Source organism: Maribellus comscasis, from assembly GCF_009762775.1.
GTDB lineage: Bacteria > Bacteroidota > Bacteroidia > Bacteroidales > Prolixibacteraceae > Draconibacterium > Draconibacterium comscasis.
In genome coordinates this window covers 4,016,959-4,038,808 of the sequence record NZ_CP046401.1, presented here as the reverse complement: position 1 = coordinate 4,038,808, position 21,850 = coordinate 4,016,959, and the positions used below count along the sequence as shown (strand labels likewise).

19 protein-coding genes are annotated in these 21,850 nt (G+C 38.2%); 6 read left to right on the top strand and 13 right to left on the bottom strand.

Translation table 11 applies throughout. The features are described from left to right. Window positions 1-52: 52 nt before the first annotated feature. Entirely contained in the window at window positions 53-1,384 is a 1,332-nt protein-coding gene (locus GM418_RS15940) for a MutS-related protein (RefSeq protein ID WP_158868057.1), read from the top strand. Window positions 1,385-1,440: 56 nt separating this feature from the next. Here GM418_RS15940 and pgi read toward each other — a convergent pair whose 3' ends face one another. Next, a complete protein-coding gene (pgi, locus tag GM418_RS15935) occupies window positions 1,441-3,087 on the bottom strand; it encodes a glucose-6-phosphate isomerase (RefSeq protein ID WP_158868055.1) in 1,647 nt (548 codons plus the stop codon). 443 nt (window positions 3,088-3,530) lie between these two features. Between pgi and GM418_RS15930 the strand changes: the two genes are divergently transcribed. The 3 genes from GM418_RS15930 (at window position 3,531) to ppk2 (ending at window position 6,568) form a co-directional block, all read left to right on the top strand. Then, the gene (locus GM418_RS15930; RefSeq protein ID WP_158868053.1) at window positions 3,531-4,433 is read left to right on the top strand and encodes a DMT family transporter; all 903 of its coding nucleotides are present in this window, start codon (window positions 3,531-3,533) and stop codon (window positions 4,431-4,433) included. A gap of 24 nt (window positions 4,434-4,457) precedes the next feature. Beyond that, window positions 4,458-5,681, top strand: a complete 1,224-nt coding sequence (locus GM418_RS15925) for a hypothetical protein (RefSeq protein WP_158868051.1) — start codon at window positions 4,458-4,460, stop codon at window positions 5,679-5,681. A gap of 80 nt (window positions 5,682-5,761) precedes the next feature. Then, the gene (gene ppk2, locus GM418_RS15920; protein ID WP_158868049.1) at window positions 5,762-6,568 is read left to right on the top strand and encodes a polyphosphate kinase 2; all 807 of its coding nucleotides are present in this window, start codon (window positions 5,762-5,764) and stop codon (window positions 6,566-6,568) included. On the opposite strand, the gene GM418_RS15915 is transcribed toward ppk2, so the two are convergent. Continuing rightward, window positions 6,565-7,488 (bottom strand): DUF1338 domain-containing protein, encoded by a 924-nt coding sequence (locus GM418_RS15915; protein WP_158868047.1) that lies wholly within the window; start codon window positions 7,486-7,488, stop codon window positions 6,565-6,567. The two genes, ppk2 and GM418_RS15915, sit on opposite strands and share 4 nt — an antisense overlap. Before the next feature lie 127 nt (window positions 7,489-7,615). Continuing rightward, entirely contained in the window at window positions 7,616-8,536 is a 921-nt protein-coding gene (locus tag GM418_RS15910) for a carbohydrate kinase family protein (protein WP_158868045.1), read from the bottom strand. A 149-nt stretch (window positions 8,537-8,685) separates the two neighbouring features. Between GM418_RS15910 and GM418_RS15905 the strand changes: the two genes are divergently transcribed. Continuing rightward, the gene (locus GM418_RS15905; protein WP_158868043.1) at window positions 8,686-9,300 is read left to right on the top strand and encodes an acyl carrier protein phosphodiesterase; all 615 of its coding nucleotides are present in this window, start codon (window positions 8,686-8,688) and stop codon (window positions 9,298-9,300) included. A gap of 3 nt (window positions 9,301-9,303) precedes the next feature. Here GM418_RS15905 and GM418_RS15900 read toward each other — a convergent pair whose 3' ends face one another. The 7 genes from GM418_RS15900 to purH all read right to left on the bottom strand — a co-directional run bounded on the left by GM418_RS15900 (window position 9,304) and on the right by purH (window position 18,033). Next, window positions 9,304-10,599, bottom strand: a complete 1,296-nt coding sequence (locus GM418_RS15900) for a KamA family radical SAM protein (protein WP_158868041.1) — start codon at window positions 10,597-10,599, stop codon at window positions 9,304-9,306. A 160-nt stretch (window positions 10,600-10,759) separates the two neighbouring features. Next, window positions 10,760-12,187 carry a rod shape-determining protein RodA gene (gene rodA, locus GM418_RS15895; protein WP_158868039.1) on the bottom strand — a complete coding sequence of 476 codons (1,428 nt, stop codon included), beginning with the start codon at window positions 12,185-12,187 and terminating at the stop codon, window positions 10,760-10,762. Between the two features lies 1 nt (window position 12,188). Continuing rightward, window positions 12,189-14,006 carry a penicillin-binding protein 2 gene (gene mrdA / locus GM418_RS15890; RefSeq protein ID WP_158868037.1) on the bottom strand — a complete coding sequence of 606 codons (1,818 nt, stop codon included), beginning with the start codon at window positions 14,004-14,006 and terminating at the stop codon, window positions 12,189-12,191. 9 nt (window positions 14,007-14,015) lie between these two features. Then, entirely contained in the window at window positions 14,016-14,516 is a 501-nt protein-coding gene (mreD, locus tag GM418_RS15885; protein WP_158868035.1) for a rod shape-determining protein MreD, read from the bottom strand. Further along, window positions 14,500-15,348: a rod shape-determining protein MreC gene (gene mreC, locus GM418_RS15880; RefSeq protein WP_158868033.1), complete on the bottom strand. Its 849-nt coding sequence runs from the start codon at window positions 15,346-15,348 to the stop codon at window positions 14,500-14,502. The genes mreD and mreC overlap by 17 nt, the downstream gene beginning before the upstream one ends. 24 nt (window positions 15,349-15,372) lie before the next feature. Further along, the gene (locus GM418_RS15875; protein ID WP_158868031.1) at window positions 15,373-16,395 is read right to left on the bottom strand and encodes a rod shape-determining protein; all 1,023 of its coding nucleotides are present in this window, start codon (window positions 16,393-16,395) and stop codon (window positions 15,373-15,375) included. A gap of 45 nt (window positions 16,396-16,440) precedes the next feature. Next, the gene (purH, locus tag GM418_RS15870; RefSeq protein ID WP_158868029.1) at window positions 16,441-18,033 is read right to left on the bottom strand and encodes a bifunctional phosphoribosylaminoimidazolecarboxamide formyltransferase/IMP cyclohydrolase; all 1,593 of its coding nucleotides are present in this window, start codon (window positions 18,031-18,033) and stop codon (window positions 16,441-16,443) included. A 236-nt stretch (window positions 18,034-18,269) separates the two neighbouring features. On the opposite strand from purH, the gene GM418_RS15865 reads away from it, so the two are divergent. Then, window positions 18,270-19,523, top strand: a complete 1,254-nt coding sequence (locus GM418_RS15865) for an ABC transporter permease (RefSeq protein ID WP_158868027.1) — start codon at window positions 18,270-18,272, stop codon at window positions 19,521-19,523. 5 nt (window positions 19,524-19,528) lie between these two features. Here GM418_RS15865 and GM418_RS15860 read toward each other — a convergent pair whose 3' ends face one another. From GM418_RS15860 to GM418_RS15850, 3 genes are read right to left on the bottom strand one after another with little or no spacing between them, the layout of a single operon-like run. After that, the gene (locus tag GM418_RS15860; protein ID WP_158868025.1) at window positions 19,529-20,494 is read right to left on the bottom strand and encodes a succinylglutamate desuccinylase/aspartoacylase family protein; all 966 of its coding nucleotides are present in this window, start codon (window positions 20,492-20,494) and stop codon (window positions 19,529-19,531) included. An 8-nt stretch (window positions 20,495-20,502) separates the two neighbouring features. Continuing rightward, the gene (rimK, locus tag GM418_RS15855) at window positions 20,503-21,375 is read right to left on the bottom strand and encodes a 30S ribosomal protein S6--L-glutamate ligase (RefSeq protein WP_158868023.1); all 873 of its coding nucleotides are present in this window, start codon (window positions 21,373-21,375) and stop codon (window positions 20,503-20,505) included. Beyond that, window positions 21,372-21,845 carry an ATP-dependent zinc protease family protein gene (locus GM418_RS15850; protein ID WP_158868021.1) on the bottom strand — a complete coding sequence of 158 codons (474 nt, stop codon included), beginning with the start codon at window positions 21,843-21,845 and terminating at the stop codon, window positions 21,372-21,374. Before GM418_RS15850 ends, rimK begins: the two co-directional genes overlap by 4 nt. Window positions 21,846-21,850 lie beyond the last annotated feature (5 nt).

The window sequence follows — 21,850 nt, the reverse complement described above, 5'->3', positions numbered from 1 at the left end:
ATTTCTATTTTTAGAAAAATAATCCGCCATACGTCGTATTAAAACAACCGATATGAGTTTTGAAGTTGACAGCCAAACCATCAGTGACCTTGAATTATTCGGAAAGGACAAAAGCAGAACCTACATTTTTGAACTGTACAATTCCTGTAAAACTGCCGGAGGAAGAAAGGTCTTACATAAACTAATGCGTTCTCCGCTAAACGATTTAAACCAGCTAAAAGAAAGAGTCAATGCAATCCGTTTTTGTTACGACACCAACTTTGAACTTAAAATAAATCACAGCCAGTTTGAATATATCGAGCATTATCTTCGGTTAAATATTGCTCCTCTGAAGAATAATTTTCTTGACGCCCTGCTTCAAAATTTGTCTTATAAAATAAAGCCCAGCAACCACTATTACATTATCATGCTGGGTGTTCAAAATTTATTGTACCTGTTTACTCATCTTCAAAAGAAAATATTTGAAGTTGAGACAGAAACACTACCACTCCAAATTGTATCAATTTTTAACCAGATTGAGACACTGACTAAAAACCCGAAAATAAAAAAATACTCTGGTTACAAAATAAAAATAACACCGCTGCAATTGGGCCGCCTTGACAACATGTTTAGAAAAAATTTAAAAGATGAAATTCAGGAAATGCTTCAATCCTTGTATCTACTCGATGTGTTAATATCTGTTGCGAACACAGCCAAAAATAAAAATTTTACATTCCCTGAATACTTGGAAGAAGAAAAACCACTGCTTTCAATTTCCGGTCTTTACCACCCTTTGGTTGAAAACGCTGTTCCTTACGATTTTGACACTGAAGAAAAAAATAATCTTTGTTTTCTGACAGGGCCTAATATGGCGGGAAAATCAACTTTCCTAAAATCGCTCGGCTTGTCAGTCTATCTTTCACATCTCGGTTTTCCTGTTCCTGCAAAAACATACAAAACCACAGTTTTTAACGGGATTATCACAACCATCAATCTCTCGGATAATATTGGAAAAGGCTACAGTCATTTTTACAGCGAAGTAAAACGTGTAAAAGAAACAGCGCAAGTGATTAAAGATAAAAAGAAGGTGTTTGTAATTTTTGATGAACTATTCAGAGGAACGAACGTAAAAGATGCGTTTGATGCGTCTCTTTTAATAATACTCTCGTTTGCAAAAATTCAAAAGTCGTTCTTTTGCATTTCCACCCACATCTCTGAAATTGCCAATGAAATAGAACATCTTGATACGGTCTTGTACCGCTATTTTAATTCAAAACTTGAGAATGAAACTCCTGTTTACGATTACAAAATTACGACGGGAGTTTGCTTTGACAGACTGGGTTTACAGATAGTAAAAAATGAAAAAATAATTGAGATTCTAAAATCAGTAACAGAAACAGAATAAAAAAGGGCGGCAATTTCAAAAATCATCACCCTTTTCCTAAATAAAGCTCACATATCTTATCTCATTTCTTTGTAGGCATTTATCAACCCGTTAGTCGATGAATCGTGCCCGATAACCGGGTCGTCACTTAATAATTCCGGCAAAATACGGTTGGCAAGTTGCTTGCCCAATTGAACACCCCACTGGTCGAAACTGTATATATTCCAGATAACACCTTGTACAAATATTTTATGTTCGTACATCGCAATTAATGCCCCCAATGTTCGTGGAGTTAATTTTTTAACCAGGAATGAATTGGTAGGAATATTTCCAAGGAAAACTTTGAACGGAAGTAGTTCCGCAATTTCAGCTTCCGATTTTCCATCTGCAATCAATTCTTCAATCACTTGTTTTTCAGTTTTTCCAACCATCATAGCTTCAGTTTGTGCAAAAAAGTTAGCCAATAATTTTGGATGATGATCGCTAACCTGGTTGTGATTGATTGCCGCAGCTATAAAATCACAGGGAATCAACTTCGTTCCCTGATGAATGAGCTGGTAAAAAGCGTGTTGTCCGTTTGTTCCGGGTTCTCCCCAAATAATCGGGCCGGTTTGGTAGCTTACCTGTTTTCCTTCGCGGTCAACATATTTTCCGTTACTTTCCATATTTCCCTGTTGGAAATAAGCGGCAAAACGGTGCATATACTGGTCGTACGGAAGAATGGCTTCACTTTCGGCTCCGTAAAAATTATTGTACCAAATCCCAATCAGTGCCAGAATTACGGGAATATTTTTATCAAAAGGCGCTTCTTTAAAATGATTATCCATCGCATGAGCACCTTTCAAAAGCTCAATGTAATTTTCATAGCCAATTCCCAAAACAATGGAAAGACCGATAGCCGACCACAGTGAATAACGGCCACCTACCCAATTCCAGAAACGAAACATATTTTTTGTGTCAATTCCAAATTTGGCAACTTCTTCCGCATTGGTAGAAACGGCAACAAAATGTTTGGCGACTTGAGTTATCTCTTCGGCTGAGTCCAGAAACCAATTTTTTGCTGAGTTTGCATTGGTCATGGTTTCCTGTGTAGTAAATGTTTTTGAAGCTACAATAAACAAGGTAGTCTCCGGATCAACTTTTTTTAATGTTTCCGCAATGTGTGTTCCGTCAACGTTGGAAACAAAATGCAAATTCAAATGATTTTTATACGGTTTCAAAGCCTCGGTAACCATCAACGGACCAAGATCAGAACCACCGATTCCTATATTTACAACATCAGTAATCGATTTTCCCGTGTAACCTTTCCATTTTCCGGAAATAATTTCTTCCGAAAAAGTTTTCATTTGTTCCAAAACAGCATTTACTTCAGGCATCACATCTTGACCGTCAACCATAATTGGTGAATTGCTTCTGTTTCGAAGTGCAACGTGCAAAACTGCACGGTTTTCTGTGGCATTTATTTTTTCGCCGGAAAACATACTTCCGATGGACTCTTTCAATCCGCATTCGGTAGCCAGTTCCACCAAAAGAGAACGGACGGTATCATCTACGCGGTTTTTGGAAACATCAACCAAAATATTCTCGAATTTTAATGAATATTTTTGAAAACGCTCAGTATCATCTGCAAAAAGCTCTTTAATTTGAGTTGATTTGAACCCGGCAAAATAATCTTCGAGTTTTTTCCAGGCTTCAGTTGTAGTCGGATTAATTTTTGGCAACATATCTTAATTTCTTGTTTTTAAATAATTTCAGCAAATTTATACTTGTTAAACTACAAAGATAATTGTTTAAAAAGATTGTCGATCGTTCCTCATTCAATCTTAATCTACCATTAAGAACCGCGAAATTAAATCAGCTTAAATTTATTTCATTTTGAAAATTTGAGGATCAGACCAGCTGCCGAAACCGTTACGAGGGAACCCAAAACCAAAGCAATTTTAGAAACAAGCACCGGCCAGTGCTGAAGTTTTACAAACAGACCTGCAAATATAAACAGTCCCCAGACGGGATAAGAATGATAATTAATATCCGCTGTTTTTTGACATTCTATGCGTATTTAGTAAGCTCAAATGTACCAAAAGATTAGAAAATTTATTCTCCAACGCAATCAAACTGTTCAATTCCATTTTTGTATTTTTGCTTCGAATTCTTTTGAAAGATATTTATGAAATCGGAAACTTTAAAGGGCTATTTTTTTGCATTGGTTGCCACGCTTGCCTTTTCCAACGTTTATATTTTTAGTAAAGCTGCTTTAAACGAGGTACATTTGGCACAATTCGGAATCTACTGGTTTGCCATCGGAACTTTTTTAAATTTTTTAATGGCAGCAAAAAATAAAAAGCTTTCGCAAATCAGAACCCTCAGTAAAAAACAAATCCGGGTTCTGGTTATCCTTGGAATTCTTGAAATCCTCACCACGACAACTTTTTTTGTTTCCATCAATATTATCCCTGATCCTGCTGTTACATCCTTCCTCGGAAATATGTATCCGGTTTTTCTAACACTCGGCGGCATTTTTCTACTTAAAGAAAAATTTGGATGGATTGAAATTATCGGTGCTGTTTTAGCGCTAAGCGGAGCTTTTGTTATCAGTTACACGGGAGGAACAACGCTAAAAACTTTTTTTATAGCCGGAACGGGAATTGTTTTTGTGAATGCCTTACTTGCAGCCACAGCCAGTCTTGTTGTTAAGGTTCATGTAAAAAAGTTAAGCCCCGAGTTTATTAATCTGAACAGAACGGTTTGGCTTTTTACGTTTTCAATTGTAGTATTTGTTGTAACCCGACAATCATTTGCCATTCCCGTTTCAGCACTAAAAAATATTGCTATCGGCGCAGTTCTTGGTCCCTTTCTGGCTGTGTTAACTGTTTATTATTCATTTCATTTTATTGACGCTTCGCGTTCGTCGGTGGTTCAAAGCTTAAAAGGCATTTTTGTGTTAATTGGCGCTTATTTATTTTTTAAAACCATTCCACTGTCTCATCAGTTGGCTGGTGGATTAATTACAGTTTTTGGTGTGCTGATAATGACACTTGCCCAGGCCGGCGTTTTAAAAACCCGAAAATAGTCACTGACAAAACCGGCAATTGAAATGAAATATCCTGATGTATATCTTTTTAATCCAACATGCGAATATGCTGTGGCAAACGGAAATGCATCGTGGCACCCCAACCGGATTTTACAAAAGATGGAATCAGATTTGGCAACTCTGCCAATGTTTTATGCCCAATCAACGGATTTGATTTTAGTTGACAAGCTCCCATCAGATGAATTTATTGAACAGTTGGGTAAAGTTGATATTTTACTTCCTCAATTTGTTTTGAGAAAAAAAATTCTGAATTCAGACAAATCAAAAAAAGAAACCTTTAACAAGCTTAGTCCCTGGGGATGGAGTCCGGCTGCGCACAAATTATTATCTCCGCTAAAAGCCTTCTGTTCGGAAGAATTCAATCAATCTCCGGCTTCAAACTGGCACCCGGAACACCGAAAACTGTATTCAAAAGGATTTGCACTTCAAATTTTAAAACAATTGGTCTCTGCGGTTAAATCCGATTTATTTATTGAGGAAGAGCTTTTTCCGGAAATTTGTAGAACCAGGGAAGAAATTGAAAGACTAATTTCACGATGGGGCAGATTGATGGTGAAAGCTCCGTGGAGCAGTTCCGGCCGTGGCTTACAACCCATCACGAAAACACCTGTTCACGAAAAAGTTTGGGAAAAATTAATGGGTATCGTAAACGATCAGGGCTTTACACTGGTTGAACCTTACCTCGACAAAGTTGCTGACATGGCGCTGCAGTTTGAGGTAAAAAAAGGGAAAGTTTCTTTTCTGGGGATCAGTAATTTCCTGACAGATCAAAAGGGACAATATCAGGGCAACCTTCTGAACGGATTACCCGATGCCTATTCAAAAGAAATCAAAAATTTTATAACAGAAATTCCTGAAATTATTATTGAACCGCTTATTAATATTCTTGAGAACAGTAAACTAAGCCAACTTTACGAAGGTAATTTTGGTGTCGACACGTTACTATTCAGAGACAAAAAGGAGCAACTAAAAATAAACCCTTGTCTTGAAATTAATGTGCGCCAAAATATGGGGTTTCTTTCGCTTTACCTTGAAAAACTGATTTACCCCGGAGAGAAGGGTATTTTCAGAACTTACTACCAACCGGGAAAAAGTTTTTATTCATTCAAAACTGAGATGGAAAAAAAACATCGTTTAAAAATAACATCAAAAAAAATCAAGTCTGGTTTTTTTGCTTTAACCGAGGCAACAAATGAAGCGCAATTTGGAGCCTACATTCTGGTTTAATAAAACGAATGCAATAAGATTTAAATGATTTTTTACTACTTTTAAAAAAATCATTCACCGTTCCATCAAAATCTGTCGTTATGGAAAATTCTGAAGCACAAACCACAAACAGGAAAATTTCCAAAAGAATCTATGAACAGGAGTTAAATAAAATGCAGATTGAACTGGTAAAACTCCAGGAGTGGATAAAACACAAGGGGCTAAAGGTTGTAGTTATTTTTGAAGGACGCGACGCTGCAGGAAAAGGCGGAACCATAAAAAGGATCATTCAATCGTTGAACCCCAGAATTTGCAGAGTTGTTGCACTGGGAACGCCTACTGAAAAAGAAAAAACGCAGTGGTACTTTCAGCGGTATGTTGCTCATTTACCTGCTGCCGGAGAAATGGTTTTGTTTGACCGAAGCTGGTACAACCGGGCCGGAGTTGAAAAAGTAATGGGATTTTGTACCAACGATGAATATTGGGATTTTTTACGTGCCTGCCCGAATTTTGAAAGAATGCTTATCCGTTCGGGAATTATTTTGATAAAATATTGGTTTTCGGTGAGTGAGGAAGAGCAGGAAAAACGTTTTCTTTCAAGAATAAAAGACCCGACAAAACGCTGGAAGCTTAGCCCGATGGATTTGAAATCACGGGAAATGTATGAAGAATATTCAAAGGCTAAGGATGAGATGTTTGCGTATACCGACACAAAAATCAGCCCGTGGTATATGGTTGATGCTGACAATAAAAAACGAGCCCGTTTAAATTGTATTCATCATCTGTTGTCAATGATTCCGTATGAAGATTTAACGCCGGATTCTTTTGAGCTTCCACCAAGAAAAGAAACAAAAGGATATGTTCGCCCGCCTCTGGATGAGATGACATATGTACCCGAAAAATATTAATTATCGCGGGTTTTGGTCATATCAAACAAATGTGTTGCCTGTTCCCCCAAAAAACCCGAGAAAAGTTTTATTTTGCCATTCTCTTCAATAAAGTCCCGCTGGGCGAGTTCGTAATAGGCATAGGTCCAGTCAATCAACTCAACACCGCTGGCGGTTCTTACTTCAACCTCCTCTTTTACAGCTTGTGTTGTCGATTGCTGCAGTTTACTTCCTTTTTGCCCCTCAATAGTATCCTTCATGGGGATACCCGCATCTTTTAATCCTTTGCAGGTAGTCTCCAGATCGGGCCATTCCTTTACCTCCTGAAAATTAATATAAGCGGTAAAATGATTCACCGAATTCCCGTGCAATAACGTCCATGCGGCATATTGCGAAACATCGTTAATTTTTAATACATCGTCTTTGAAAGGTATTGACCACGGACGACGAAAATAATTGACCAGATCGTCAATCAAAAACTTCGATGCTTCATGTGTCAATGTTTTCTCAGTCCTGAGAATTCCGAGTAATTCAATCGCCTCATCAGAAAGCAAATAGGGCGTATCCTTTACTGTTTGATTGATTGTGTTCTGCGCCCATTGCGGAAGCTGTTCCACTTCTAACTGGCTAACAAAAATTTTGGGAAATAACTCATCGGCATGCTCAAAATGAGTGGCCTTTAGTTTTTTCTTCTTAAAGACATATTTTTCAACCGGTTTGTATTCCAGCGTTTCAATAATGTGTTTTATTGCCCTGATGCCTTCCGGTTGTTCCCCGGTGTGTGTATTGAATGTTCGAAAGGCGATGTGATCATTAACAACCTTACCTCCTTTTTTACTCACCAGTTCTGCATATATTTTTGCATAAGACACTCTTTCCAGATATTTCTCCCACAATCTGTTTAAAAGTTCGCCCATAATTTGTTTTGCTGTTGTTTTCATGTCACTTCTGTTATTTGGGAGGGGAAATAAAAAATGACATCCCTCCTTCTCATTTAAACATAAAAAGGAAGTTAGAGGTTTCTAAAAATCAGATGTTTAAAAGTATTGTTTAAGTGGGAAAAATCTATTATAAACCTGGTTCTCTTTTAGAATTCTTCTCCATAAACTGCAACACATCCTTTTTATTAAAGATGGCTGTAGCACCTCGTTTTGAAGTATTTAGTGCGCCGGCAGCATTTCCAAACTCCAGTGCATCTTCAATTGATTTCCCGTTTAGGTAATAATGTAAAAATCCGGCGGAGAATGCCATGCCGGAACCAATGTTGTCTCTCATTTTTATATTGTAACCCGAAATCATGAATGCGCCCTGTCTTTTACTGTAAGCAAAGATTCCACCTTCTCCCCGGGTTACCAGAACAAGGTCCAGTTTTTTATATTTTGTTAAAAGAAGAGCTCCAAAATCTTCCAGACTATCTGGCTTCAAGTCAAGTTTCTCTGCCAGAAAACCAATTTCCTTTTCTTTTATCCGTACAATATTTGAATTCCGAAGAAGAAAATCTACTACCGTCAGATCAAAAAAATGTTCAAAAAGTTTTAAATCAAAAAATTTAAGTGAATCAGGCGACTCTTTTATTAATTCACGAATTGTATTTTTTGAAAGGCCAAAACGTTGCGGAAGTAATCCATAAAACAAGCAGTCGGCATTTCGTGCCAGTTTTAGTGCTTCAGCAGAAAACTCGATATGATCGAAAGCAACATCGAGTGTTACATTGTATCTGGGGTCACCTTTTTCGTCAAACGTAATGTTTACTGTTCCGGTGGGAAATGCGGAATCCATCTGAACATTTTCATCCGATATTCCCAATTCTTTTAACTTATTTAAGGCCGCGTGCCCTAGTTTGTCGTCGCCAACCCTCGAAAGTAAATATCCTTCTTCTCCAAAAGAATTGCTTCTGAAAACCATATTCGACGGCGTCCCTCCCAAAACTTTGCCGTTAGGTAATAAATCCCAAACTATTTCACCAAATGCAACTATCTTTTTTCCCATCAATAAATTTTCAGAGCGCAAAAATAGTTATAATTGAAAAACGATTCAAATTTCAAATCATAAAGATGTTTAATAAAATTAAAATCGTTTACAAAAGAAATCAGAGAAATTCAAAACAAAAACAGTGACCGGCCGTTTACTTATTGATTATGAACTATCTGGCACATTTATATCTCTCCGGCAAAGAAGAGGATGTCATTGTTGGAAATTTTATAGGAGACTATGTAAAGGGCAAAAAATATATAAATTATCCGGGGCCCATTCAAAAAGGTATTCTCCTACATCGTCAAATTGACTCTTTTACAGATGCAAATCCTAAATTCAGAGAAGCGAAACAACTTTTGCGTGCAGAATACGGATTACATGCCGGTATCGTTATCGATCTTTTTTATGACCACTTTCTGGCCCGAAACTGGCCATCCTATTCACAGCTGGTATTAAGGGACTTTACAAAAAAAGTACATGCAATTTTACTTTCGCATTTTTTTCATTTACCTAAGCGGGTGCAGGGTTTTCTGCCTTTTTTAATTCAGCACAAAAGACTGGAATCGTATGCAACTATCGAAGGAATTCAAAAAACGCTTGAAATTATGAGCCGCCATACTTCATTGCCGGCAAAATCAGAAAAAGCCATCGAAATTCTGAGGGAGAATTTTATATTTTTTGAAAATAATTTTACCTCTTTTATGGATGAAATGCTTGAATTTGTTACTGAAACTCACCAGATAAAAATAAAAAAACCCGACTGGATTGCCGGGCTTTAAATACTATGCGTGCATTTCGTAATACAAATCTTCAAAAAAGAATTTTGATTCTCCGGTAATTGGTTCCAGTTCATCAAACCAAATTGCATGGGGATCGAATTTAGCAAAAAATGGTTTCCCTACCCAGCTAGGATCTCTTCCCTGAAGAAAGTTTAAAACAAACACTTTTTGATTATTGATTTCAGAAACTCCTACAATTTGAACTTTACCCGGATTACACGACATACTCGGTCCCTTCACTGTGCGGTGAATTCCACTCACCTGGTTATATGCGTTCCTGAAAATTTGCCACGAACGATTCAGTGTCACAGCAAAATAATCCTGTGAACCGGTATCGCGGGCAACAAACATGTAGTAAGGAATTATTCCCAACTTTACCTGTTCCTTCCAGTTTTCGGCCCAAATTTCTGCACTGTCGTTAATATTTCTGAGAAGCGGCGATTGGGAGCGAATCTGCACTCCTGCACCAATCAACCTTTTTACTGCCTTTTTTACCTCCCTGGTTTTCAATTCGCCCGGATGATTAAAATGTGCCATCAGTGCAATATTGATTCCTTTCTTCTTCACTTTTTCAAACAAATGCAGCAAGTCGTCAGCATCCTCGTCGGTTGTATAACGGTATGGCCAGTAGGCAAGAGATTTTGTGCCAATCCTGATATTTCTTAAATGGGGAATATCAGCTTCGAGAAGTGCATTAAAATACTGTTTAAAAAACCGGGTTTTCATTACGGCCGGATCACCGCCGGTAAAAAGAATATCAGTTATTTCAGGATTTGCTTTAACGTACTGGATCATTGTGTCGGCTTCTTTCATCGCAAATTTAAATTCGTTTAATGCGAACTGCGGCCATCTAAAACAAAATGTACAGTAAGCGTGGCAAGTTTGTCCCTGCGACGGAAAAAACAACATTATCTCCCTGTATTTGTGTTGAATTCCGTTAAGTCTTTTTCCTTCAAAAATCGGAACATTGCTCTCCTGCCCCGCAGGGTTTGGATTTAATTTTAGCCTGATTTTATTTACTTCCTTTTGTAAAAACGGCTTGGGAATATTGTTTTTTAAAAGCGTTGCAACCCGATTAAAACTATCTTTATCAAGCATTTCCTTCTGCGGAAAATTTAAAATAAAAAACGGGTCTTTTTCAAAATTATTCCAATCTATTAATTTATTAACTACGTAATTATTTGTCCGAAAAGGAAGAACTGTCCCCACCACTTCAATATCAAACTTCTGTTCCTCCGATAAATTTTCTATTTGGGGTATTTCCCGGAAATTATGTAAAGAATACGATTTAAATTTCATTTATAAACTATTTTAAAGAACTATTTTAAGTCAGCAAGCCGCATATGCCTCCACCGAAGACATGAACAAGAGCAATATTTTTCTTGATTTTTCTTTTAAGTCGCCCAAATATACAAAAAATCGGTGTTTTATAAAATGAGCAGATTCCGAAACATTCGGTTTAGTTAGACAAATGATCTAAGCGACTTGCATCCAGCCGGATAAAAATAAACAAGAGGATGGTAAACGACCAAAGTGACGAGCCTCCGTAACTAAAAAATGGTAAAGGAATACCAATTACAGGCATAATCCCTATTGTCATACCAATATTTACCATGAAGTGAAAAAAAAGAATAACAGCTACTGAATAACCATAAATCCGCGAAAACCCCGACCGTTGTCGTTCAGCTAAAAGCACAAGCCGGATAAACAGGGTTAAAAACAATATTATCAGCACAAAGGTCCCTACAAACCCCCATTCCTCGCCGACGGTACAAAAAATAAAGTCTGTGCTCTGTTCGGGAACAAAATCGAATTTTGTTTGCGTGCCGTTTAAAAAACCTTTCCCCCAGAATCCACCGGAACCAATGGCAATTTTACTCTGGTTTACGTGATAACCAGCTCCCTGTGGATTTGATTCTATCCCCAAAAGTTCGTTTATCCGCACTTGCTGGTGGGGTTCCAGCAGATTTGTAAACCCATAGTCAACCGACACACTAAAAAGCAAGGCTCCTATAAATATTACCGTTACTATTATGTAATTGCGTATTTGTTTACGAATACTGTATATCAGTGTAATTAATGCCCCCAATAATCCACCGGCAAACAAAAAGTCGGCAGGCTGGTATTCGGTTGAGGCAATTTCATTTAACCCAAAAAATGCTCCTATACTTAAAGAAAATATTATCAGGATTATACCAAACTGTTTCAACCTCGTGTTCATAATCAAAAATATGCTCAGAACTGCTCCAAGCAGTACAGCGTTGAGAATTAAGTTTGAAAGCACCAATGCCAGAACAAAAAGCAGGGCTATCAGCGAGCCAAAAAATAAAATCACCCCTGACAAGCCTTCTCTAAAAAGAACCAGGACAAATGAGAAATAAACCAAGGCAGAGCCGGTATCGTTTTGAAGCAAAATAAAAAAAGCAGGGGCCAAAATAAGTAAAGTAATTACCACAATCGACTTAAATCGCTGCAATTTAAACCCAAAAGAACTCATGTACTTTGCAAGAGCTAAAGCAGTTGCAAATTTTCCAAATTCAGAAGGCTGCAGTCTTACTCCACCAATATCAAACCATGACCTGGCGCCATTAATTTCCTTCCCCATAAACAGCACAAGGATGAGCAACAAAATAAAGAATCCATAAATAATATAGGAAAAGAACACATAAAAATTAGTTTCAATGAGTAAAATTAGAAAACCAAGTGCAAGTGCCGCTCCAATCCAAATTAACTGTTTCCCATAACGTTCTGAAACATCAAAAATACTCTGATTTTCAGGATTATAAATAGCAGCATAAATATTAATCCAGCCCAAAAATATGAGTAAAAGGAACAACAAAACCGTCACCCAGTCGATATTCGCCCATACATTGTTTCTCTTTGCCATATCAATTTTCCTGTTTCGGATGTATCAAATCAATATTAAGCATTCTTTCTTCAACCCATTTCCGGCTTTCTTCCACTTCTCCTTTTAAATATTTTTCAACAAGTAAACTTGCAATCGGAGCAGCAAACATTGAGCCGTAGCCACTATTTTCAACATAAACAGAAATAGCAATCCTGGGATTATCTTTTGGCGCAAACGCCATAAAAGCAGAATGATCTTCTCCATGTGGATTCTGAACAGTACCGGTCTTTCCGCACATAACAACTTCTGGAATCTTCATAAAAACAGAAGCATTGGTTGTTTCTACCACTCTTTGCATACCCTCAATTACCGGCTCAAAAAACTCTTCAGAAATATTGGTATTTACTTTTTCCAGAAAATCTTCTTTTAGTTTTTCTCCCTCAACTTCTTTTACAACGTGCGGGATATAATAGTAGCCTTTGTTTGCAATTGCAGCGCAGTAGTTTGCCAATTGCAAAGGAGTGATACCAAGTTCTCCCTGCCCGATCGCCAGAGAACGAACAGTCATTGCGTTCCAGTGGCCAGCTCCGTAAAACCGGTTATAATACTCTTCCGTCGGAACATTTCCTTTATTTTCGTATTGTAAATCGGAACCCAATTTTTTGCCCAGCCCAAAACTTTGCACATATTCCCTCCACATATTAAAACCGTCAGCAGACGTTTTTCCTTTATTTATTATTGCACGGAATGTATTCCATAAAAAGGGATTACAGGACTCTTTAATAGCCTGAATCGGCCCTAAAGGCGTTACATGGTTATGTGTACAACGGATTGGAGTGGAAGCAGGTCCGGCACAGGAAAACCGGGTATAAAGATTTATCGCCTGTTCCTGTAACCCTATAAGAACATTCAATATTTTAAACGTAGAACCAGGAGGATATTCAGCCAGCAGCGCCCTGTTAAACAAAGGTTTTAGGGTATCGGCAACTAGCTTCGCATAATTACTTCCCCTTACCCGACCAACCAATAAACCGGGGTCATAAGTAGGGGCGCTTACCATAGCAAGTATTTCTCCGGTTGACGGCTCGATGGCAACCACACTTCCAATTTTGTTTTGAAATAATTTCTCGGCATACAATTGCAAATCCAGCTCAATAGAAGAAGTTACATTTTTGCCAATTTGTGCAGGAACATCTTCCTGTCCGTCCAGAAAACTCCCCTGAATACGATTATGTACATCAACCAGTTTTTTTTGTACTCCTTTGGTTCCTCGCAGAGCTTCTTCATACGTTTTTTCAATACCGCTTACTCCAATATAGTCGCCCATGTTGTAATAAGCACTGTTTTTAATATCGCTGGCGGTAACTTCACCAACATACCCCAAAACATGTGATGCAGCGGTGGTTTCGTATTCTCTTAAAGTTCTCGATTGGGTGTGAAAGCCCCTGAACTTATACAACTGTTCCTGCAGATTTGCATAGCTTTCAGGAGGAATCTGTTTTACAAGAATGGATGGTTTATACCGCGAATAGTCTTTCGCTTCCTGAATTTTTATTTCAAGTTCTTCCCTGGTTATTTCAAGAAGATTACACAATTGAAGCGTATCAAAGGTCTTTACTTCCCGCGGCGTAATCAACAAATCGTACGCCGCCTTGTTTATAACCAGCAACTTGCCGTTCCGGTCATAAATGAGCCCACGTGCCGGATATTGAACAATCTCGCGCAGTATATTATTTGTTGCAAACTGCTTATAGGTTGAATCAACAACCTGTAGGCTAAACAAACGAATAATATAAACAAGGCCAATAACAGCAAATATGGCAATAATAATATAGCTCCTCTTCGAAAAATTATTCACTCTGCAAAATTAGTCTCTGAAAACAATAAACTGACTTAAAACTATAATAAAAATTGAAAAAAGAGAACTTAAAACAATACGATAAAAAGTTTGGGCAAAATCGGCAAATGTAAAAATCTCGAGATAGAACAGAATGGTATGATGAAAAAACACCATGATGATGGTGTAGTATAAAAACCAGCGGAATCCGTTGTATTTCATTCCCGGATAATCACTCCGATCCTCTTCATGAGTTGATATTGAACGGCTAACTAATGGTCGTATGTATGCTACAAAGGTTGTAGCCGCAGCGTGTATTCCTAAAGTGTTTGAAAAAATGTCAACGGTAAGCCCAGTTACAAAAGCAAGTGGTAATACCACATACAACGGCAAACTTAAAGGCAGTAACATTATGAATAAAACATAAATGTAAGGATTTAAATATCCATTCACCTGGATCTGATTTAGTACCAATACCTGCACCAGTACCAGGCTCATAAACATGGCGATATATCTAATTCCCCCTCTCATCTTCCTGAATTAGATTTTCAAGTTCTTTTATTTCATCTACATGCAAATTCTCTACTACTTCAACATATGAAAGCGCCTTAAAATTAGTTGTTAATTTTACTGTTATGTCATAGTAGTTTTCTCCTGCAGGTTTATCAAATGCATAAACAGTACCAATCATTACTCCCTCAGGAAAAACAGATGAATAACCACTGGTAATAATGGTATCGCCCAATTGAAACTCAACATGAAAAGGAATCTCCATTAGCTCCGCAAACCTGTAATCATCGCCATCCCAAAGCAGCGAGCCCAGAGAACCATTCTTTTTAAGTTTCGAGGAAACACTCCAACGCTGATTTAAAACCGACAAACCCATGGAATATGATTCTAAAACATTGGTTACAACCCCTACAATTCCACTGGCTGATATAATTCCCTGATCGGGTTTCACCCCGTCTTTTCTTCCTTTGTTTAGCGTAATGTAATTAAAAGGTCTATTCACCGAATTATTAATAACCTTTGCGGAAACAAACCGAAAAAGTGTTGAATCGGATGGTACAAAGGCTGGTAGCTCATTCTCGAAAACCATCGGATTAATTTCATCGGCCTGAAAGCGTGACCTTAGCTTTGCATTTTCCGTTGCCAGTTCTTCATTAACCCTTGCCAACGCAAAATAACTAACTACCGAATTGAATGAATTGTAAACAGAACCGGCAACCACATTGGATGAATTCAGGTATTTTACTTTTTGATAGCTATTGTAATTAAATACTAAAAACAAGGCGATTATTTCCAATATGACAAAAAGGAAAAAACCGTAATTCCGAAATAAATACCTGAAAAGACTCCTCATCTGAAATTAAAAAAATCCTGACCGTTATCTGATCAGGAAAGAGAATTTATCTACATTCTTTAATGCTATTCCAGTCCCTCGCACAACCGCTCTCAATGGGTCCTCTGCAATATGGAAGGGAATTCCTATTTTGTCTGAAAGACGTTTATCCAAACCTTTAAGCAAGGCTCCACCTCCCGCCAGCCAAATTCCTTTGGTTACAATATCAGCATACAATTCGGGCGGGGTTTGCTCCATCGCGCTTAACACTGCAGTTTCAATTTTTGAAATTGACTTTTCCAAACAATGTGCAATCTCCTGATATGAAACGGGAACTTCAATCGGCAGTGCGGTCATTTGGTTAGGTCCTTGTACTACATAATCCGGCGGCGGATCTTTTAACTGTGACAGTGCCGAACCAACATGTATTTTAATTTCCTCTGCTGTACGTTCACCTATTTTGATATTATGCTGGTGTCTCATATATTCCATAATATCAGCTGTTAAATCATCTCCGGCAATCCGGATAGATTTATTGGTAACAATTCCTCCCAAAGAGATTACAGCAATTTCGGTTGTTCCGCCACCAATATCCACTACCATATTTCCTTCCGGTGCTTCCACATCCAGTCCAATACCGATGGCTGCTGCAAGCGGCTCATAAATCATGTATACTTCTCTCCCGCCGGCATGTTCAGATGAATCGCGTACTGCACGAATTTCCACCTCAGTACTTCCCGAAGGAATACAAATAACCATTTTTAATGCCGGTGAAAACATTCTCGACTTGGGATTAATCATCTTAATCATACCCCGTATCATCTGCTCTGCAGCGTTAAAATCTGCAATCACACCATCTCTTAGCGGCCTGATTGTTTTCAGGTTCGCATGTGTCTTCCCCTGCATTTGCCTGGCTTTTTCCCCAATTGCCACCATTTTTTCGGTTTTCAAATCAATGGCAACAATCGAAGGTTCATCTACCACAATTTTATCGTTATGAATGATAATGGTGTTAGCTGTTCCCAGGTCAATCGCAATCTCCTGTGTCAAAAAAGAAAATAATCCCATATTAATTTAAATACTTATTTAAACTAAATATTATCCAGTTTATTGTTAATGTTTGAAATGTCTGCGTCCGGTAAATGCCATGGCGATTCCAAATTCGTTGCATGCTTCAATCACTTCATCATCGCGAATACTTCCTCCGGGTTCGATAATGTATTTTACTCCGTATTCGTTAGCCGCTTCAATACTGTCGCGGAACGGGAAAAATGCATCCGAAATTAAAACCGAACTTTCAATGTCAAGTCCTTCTTTCATTTTAAAACGCGGCATGGTCAGATGACGTAAACTATCCAGGCGATTAGGCTGCCCCATCCCGGCACCGGTCAGCCAAAACGAACCATCTTCATTTTCAGTGACAACGGCAATTGAATTACTCTTCAAATGTTTACATGCTGTAACACCAAATTTGGCCAGATTTAATTTTCCCGGTTCAAACGGACGATTGGTTACATTTTTGAATTCCGTATCCAGCCCTTCATCTTCATCCTGAACCAGCATTCCGCCACTTATAGAACGATATAATTTTTCTCCTGTAATTTCATTTTTTACCGGCGTTACCAATAAACGCAGGTTTTTCTTTTTGCTAAAAACTTCAAGCGCACCTTCACTAAATTCGGGAGCGATAACAATTTCAACAAACTTTTTCCCAAACCACTCAGCCACTTCTTTTGTCACTGTGTCGGTAAAACAAATAATACTTCCATATGCACTAATCGGATCACCCGCCCAGGCCAGTTCCAGCGATTTTAAAGTATTATCGGTCACTGCCAACCCACACGGATTTAGGTGTTTAATTACCGAAACAGCAACTTTGTTTTCGATGTGTTTTACTGAATGGTAGGCATCACTTGCCGATTTCCATGCGGCATCGGCATCAAGCATATTGTTATATGAAAGCGCTTTCCCCTGTAAAACATCGGCATTGGCCAAAGTGTCTTTTTCAGGAGAATTATCAAATTTAAAAAAGGTTGCTTTTTGATGTGGATTCTCACCATAACGCAAAACATGTCCGTTGTTCAGGCTGATTCTTTTAGTTGCTTCATCTTCGTTATTATTGAAATAACCAAAAATTGCAGCATCGTAATGCGATGAAACACCAAATGCTTTTCCTGCAAACCATTTTCTGTCTGCAAGCGAAAACTCACCGCCTTTTTCATTCAAAAAATCAAGCAATGACTGATATTCTTTTTGAGACGGAACAATCACAACATCTTTGAAATTTTTCGCAGCGGCCCGAATCAGGGAAATTCCACCAATATCAATTTTTTCAATTATGTCCTGCTCCTCTGCTCCTGAAGCAACGGTATCTTCAAAGGGATACAAATCAACAATCACCAAATCAATTTCAGGGATCTCATATTCTGTCAACTGGCTTACATCTCCCTGATTATCACGTCGCGACAAAATTCCACCAAAAACTTTTGGGTGAAGTGTTTTTACACGACCTCCTAAAATTGAAGGATAACCTGTAAGACTTTCAACTGATGTTACGGGTACTCCAAGCGACTCGATAAAACTTTTTGTTCCCCCTGTACTTAAAATTTTAACACCTAATTCATTTAACTTTTTAATAATTACATCCAGATTTTCTTTATGAAAGACCGAGACAAGAGCAGTCTTAATTTTTTTATTATCAGCCATTTATTCCATTTTTCGAATTCGATTGCAAAGATAAAAAAATCAATGCAGATATTGTTAAAAAACAAAAGGATAAAAAAATTTTATTTTGGATTTTTTTAAGTTTGTTTTCAATCTTAAATATAAACTGTAATCATTACAAAAAAAATGCACTAATAAAGGAAAATTACTTTTTTAAGAAATTTTAATTTTTATCGTTTAAACAAGTTGTATTTTTAAAACCGAAATCCATTTCCTGAATGTTGCTTTTAAGACTCATATTTGAAAGTTTTAGTTTTGCGTTTGGTTCGCTAAGGGCAAACAAGTTGCGAACTTTGCTTTCGCTTTTGGGAATTACCATTGGAATTTTTGCTATTATTTCGGTTTTTACAGTAATCGATTCACTCGAACGGTTTATCAAAGAGAGTTTGAATTCGCTGGGAAGTGACATGGTTTATGTTCAAAAATGGCCCTGGACACCACCGGAAGGAGAAACAGAGTATCCATGGTGGAGATATTTAAATCGGCCCTCACCAACTCCTGAAGAAACAGAAGAATTGGTGAGACGGGGGAATACCATAGACAACGCCTCTTTCTTTTTCGGATTCTCCAGAACTGTTCAATCCGGTTCCGACAAACTCGAGAATGCAACTATCCTGGCCACATCTTATCCACTGTATGATGTCTGGAACCTGGAACTTAACCAGGGACGATATTTTACCGAAGCTGAAATGAACTCAGGCGCACCGGTAACTGTAATTGGAGCAGAAATAGCCAATAAATTGTTCAGCGGAACGAACCCGGTGGGGACAACAATAAAAATCCAGGGATACAAATTCAGAATAATTGGGGTTTACGAGAAAATGGGGCAAGACATGTTTGGGACGAGCATGGACAACTATATCCAAATCTCGGCCACAAAATCGTTTTATATGGTCGACGTCCGAAATCGCGACCGCGGGCAAACCATTTGCGTAAAAGCAAAACAAAATGTTGACCAGGATGAATTTATTGCCGAGCTGGAAGGAATTATGCGAAATATCCATCGTTTAAAACCAATGGAGGAAAATGATTTTGCTCTAAATGAAGTAAACCTGATCTCAAACCAGTTTGACCAGCTTTTTGGAGTAATCAACCTTGCCGGTGCAATTATCGGCGGATTTTCCATTTTGGTGGGCGGCTTTGGAATTGCCAATATCATGTTTGTTTCGGTAAAAGAACGTACAAGAATTATCGGCATTCAAAAATCGCTCGGAGCTAAACGGTACTTTATTTTGTTACAATTTATCTTTGAAGCCATTGTACTTTCATTGATTGGAGGAGTAGTTGGTCTGGTATTGATTTTTATCGGGACACAGATTGTCACTTATGTTAGTGAATTTACTATTGTTTTAACAGTTGGAAATATCGTAAGAGGCTTATTGATTTCAAGTGTTATTGGTTTTATTGCCGGATTAATGCCAGCACGATCTGCCGCCAAACTCGATCCGGTAGAAGCAATAAATTCTGTTTAGTTAGTTTATTCAAACCCTAAATGCAGCAAGGCATCGCCTTTGTATACCACCGGTGCGTGGTTTAGGCCAATAATGTGCCCGTCAGCAGGTATTTTTATTTTGTATTCGTATTTCCCGTACGGATCGGATATGGTACCAATAATTTCATCCTTTTTTACTTTTGCTCCGTCTTTTATAAAAAACCGAAACAGCCCACCCTGCCGTGCGCGCAGCCACGTAGAATTTTTAATAATAACTGCATCGGAATAATTGTTCATCTTCTCCAATTCCTCCGAAAAGTCACGCATCCCGAGATATTGCATCAGTTTCATTGTTCCTGAAACCCCTCGTTTTGTAATGCGCTGATTAAAGTCGTGTGTCTTTCCGCCTTCAAAAAGCAACACTTTTTTGCCTGCAAGTGTAGCCGCCTGCCGAAACGATTTTTCACGTTGCCCGGCATAAACAATAAACCGCGGATTAAAAATCTTTGCCAACTCAAGCAATTCTTCATTGTCTTTAGAAATGCGAATCTGCGAAGAATTAAAACGACGTGCTCCTCCGGTATGAAAATCGATACAATAATCTACATGCGGAATAATCTCTTTCATCATGTGATGAGCAAAAATACCAGCGAGTGAACCTTTTTGCGAACCCGGAAAAATGCGGTTTAAATCTTTGCCATCGGGAAATTCGCGGGTTTGATTGATAAACCCAAAAATATTCAACGTAGGAATACTAATTACTATTCCTTTTTCGGGTTTCGTAAATTTTCTCGCGAGCAATTCGCGAACAATTTCAACCCCGTTTAATTCGTTTCCGTGAATCCCGGCGTTTAATAAAAGAACCAGTCCTTCTTCTTTTGCACGTTCAACAATTACAGGAATTTCAATTTTTGAATAGGTATGCAAACGGGCAATGTCGAGGTTTAAAATTCTTTTTTTACCGGGCGCAATTTCCTCACCCAGAATGGTAATTTTCTTTCTCTTATTCATATTTTGAATCAAACATTTCGTTCAATGTAACGAATAATGCTTTTGGCGATGTCTTTTCCGGTTGCGGACTCGATACCTTCCAGACCCGGCGACGAATTTACCTCCAGAATCAGGGGCCCGTGGTCTGATTGTAACATATCAACACCGCAAATGCCAAGCCCCATTACACGTGCAGCTTTTAAGGCAGCATTTTCTTCATCCTCCGAAAGTTCAATAATCTCGGCCGATCCTCCACGGTGCAGATTGGATCGGAATTCACCTTTTTTTGCCTGGCGTTTCATGGCTCCAACCACAACGCCATCAACGACAAATGCTCTGATATCAGCACCTTTAGCTTCTTTTACAAATTCCTGAACAATTACCCTTGCCTTTAAACCATTAAAAGCTTCCAGCACCGATTCGGCTGCATTATCTGTTTCAGCTAAAACCACACCAAGTCCTTGTGTTCCTTCAAGCAGTTTGATAACCACCGGCGTACCACCCGCTCCTTTAATAATGTCTTTTACATTTTTTGAGTAATTGGTAAAAACAGTTTTTGGCAAACCTAAACCGGCACGCGACAATATCTGAAAACTGCGGAGTTTATCACGTGAACGAACGAGAGCCTGCGATTCCACTGCAGTAAACACCTTCATCATTTCAAACTGGCGAACCACAGCTGTCCCGTAAAATGTGACTGATGCCCCAATTCGCGGAATCACAGCATCGACATTTTCCAGCTTTGCCCCTTTGTAAATAATAACCGGGTTCTTTTTTTCAATGATTAAATCGCATTTGGTGTGGTCCACCACCACCATTTCATGTTTTCGTTTTTCTCCTGCCTGAACCAATCGTTTTGTTGAATATAAATGTGGATTTCTTGATAGGATTACAATCTTCATCTGTCTGCTTTTTTCGGTAATTTAATTTCTATCTTCTCTCTCTTTTTTGAAAGATTCTTTTTTGACGTATCGACAATAAATTTCTTTGACAGAAATTTCCGGCCCAGTAAAACCGGATGTTTCATATCTTGTCTTTCCGTCAACGTTAATTCTATAGGATAAATATTTTCAAATATTTTTATGTCAGTAATTATGGAATACCTTTCTTCCACCATGCCGTTTGAACTTTTTACACGACGTGTTTTGTGAACCGGAAAACAAAATTCTTTTTCGTGGTACATTTCATGATCCGGATCCAGGAAATTACATTTTACCCAGTTTTCCCCCTCTTTTTCAATACACGAAATTTTATGGCAATGAAAACTGGATGTATAAGCTCCCGAGTCCACTTTCACTTCAATACTCAACAAACCGAGTTTTTCGAAGTCGGCAATATCTTTCCTGCCAATTACGATTTTTTTTACAAACACAAGCT

Excerpts from the sequence above, each read along its gene's own strand:
- purH (WP_158868029.1), bottom strand. The coding sequence starts at position 18,033 with ATGGCTGATAATAAAAAAATTAAGACTGCTCTTGTCTCGGTCTTTCAT.
- rodA (WP_158868039.1), bottom strand. The coding sequence starts at position 12,187 with ATGGCAAAGAGAAACAATGTATGGGCGAATATCGACTGGGTGACGGTT.
- rimK (WP_158868023.1), bottom strand. The coding sequence starts at position 21,375 with ATGAAGATTGTAATCCTATCAAGAAATCCACATTTATATTCAACAAAA.
- ppk2 (WP_158868049.1), top strand. The coding sequence starts at position 5,762 with ATGGAAAATTCTGAAGCACAAACCACAAACAGGAAAATTTCCAAAAGA.
- GM418_RS15860 (WP_158868025.1), bottom strand. The coding sequence starts at position 20,494 with ATGAATAAGAGAAAGAAAATTACCATTCTGGGTGAGGAAATTGCGCCC.
- GM418_RS15910 (WP_158868045.1), bottom strand. The coding sequence starts at position 8,536 with ATGGGAAAAAAGATAGTTGCATTTGGTGAAATAGTTTGGGATTTATTA.
- GM418_RS15915 (WP_158868047.1), bottom strand. The coding sequence starts at position 7,488 with ATGAAAACAACAGCAAAACAAATTATGGGCGAACTTTTAAACAGATTG.
- mreC (WP_158868033.1), bottom strand. The coding sequence starts at position 15,348 with ATGAGGAGTCTTTTCAGGTATTTATTTCGGAATTACGGTTTTTTCCTT.
- GM418_RS15900 (WP_158868041.1), bottom strand. The coding sequence starts at position 10,599 with ATGAAATTTAAATCGTATTCTTTACATAATTTCCGGGAAATACCCCAA.
- GM418_RS15875 (WP_158868031.1), bottom strand. The coding sequence starts at position 16,395 with ATGGGATTATTTTCTTTTTTGACACAGGAGATTGCGATTGACCTGGGA.
- GM418_RS15930 (WP_158868053.1), top strand. The coding sequence starts at position 3,531 with ATGAAATCGGAAACTTTAAAGGGCTATTTTTTTGCATTGGTTGCCACG.
- mreD (WP_158868035.1), bottom strand. The coding sequence starts at position 14,516 with ATGAGAGGGGGAATTAGATATATCGCCATGTTTATGAGCCTGGTACTG.
- GM418_RS15925 (WP_158868051.1), top strand. The coding sequence starts at position 4,458 with ATGAAATATCCTGATGTATATCTTTTTAATCCAACATGCGAATATGCT.
- GM418_RS15905 (WP_158868043.1), top strand. The coding sequence starts at position 8,686 with ATGAACTATCTGGCACATTTATATCTCTCCGGCAAAGAAGAGGATGTC.
- pgi (WP_158868055.1), bottom strand. The coding sequence starts at position 3,087 with ATGTTGCCAAAAATTAATCCGACTACAACTGAAGCCTGGAAAAAACTC.
- GM418_RS15940 (WP_158868057.1), top strand. The coding sequence starts at position 53 with ATGAGTTTTGAAGTTGACAGCCAAACCATCAGTGACCTTGAATTATTC.
- GM418_RS15865 (WP_158868027.1), top strand. The coding sequence starts at position 18,270 with ATGTTGCTTTTAAGACTCATATTTGAAAGTTTTAGTTTTGCGTTTGGT.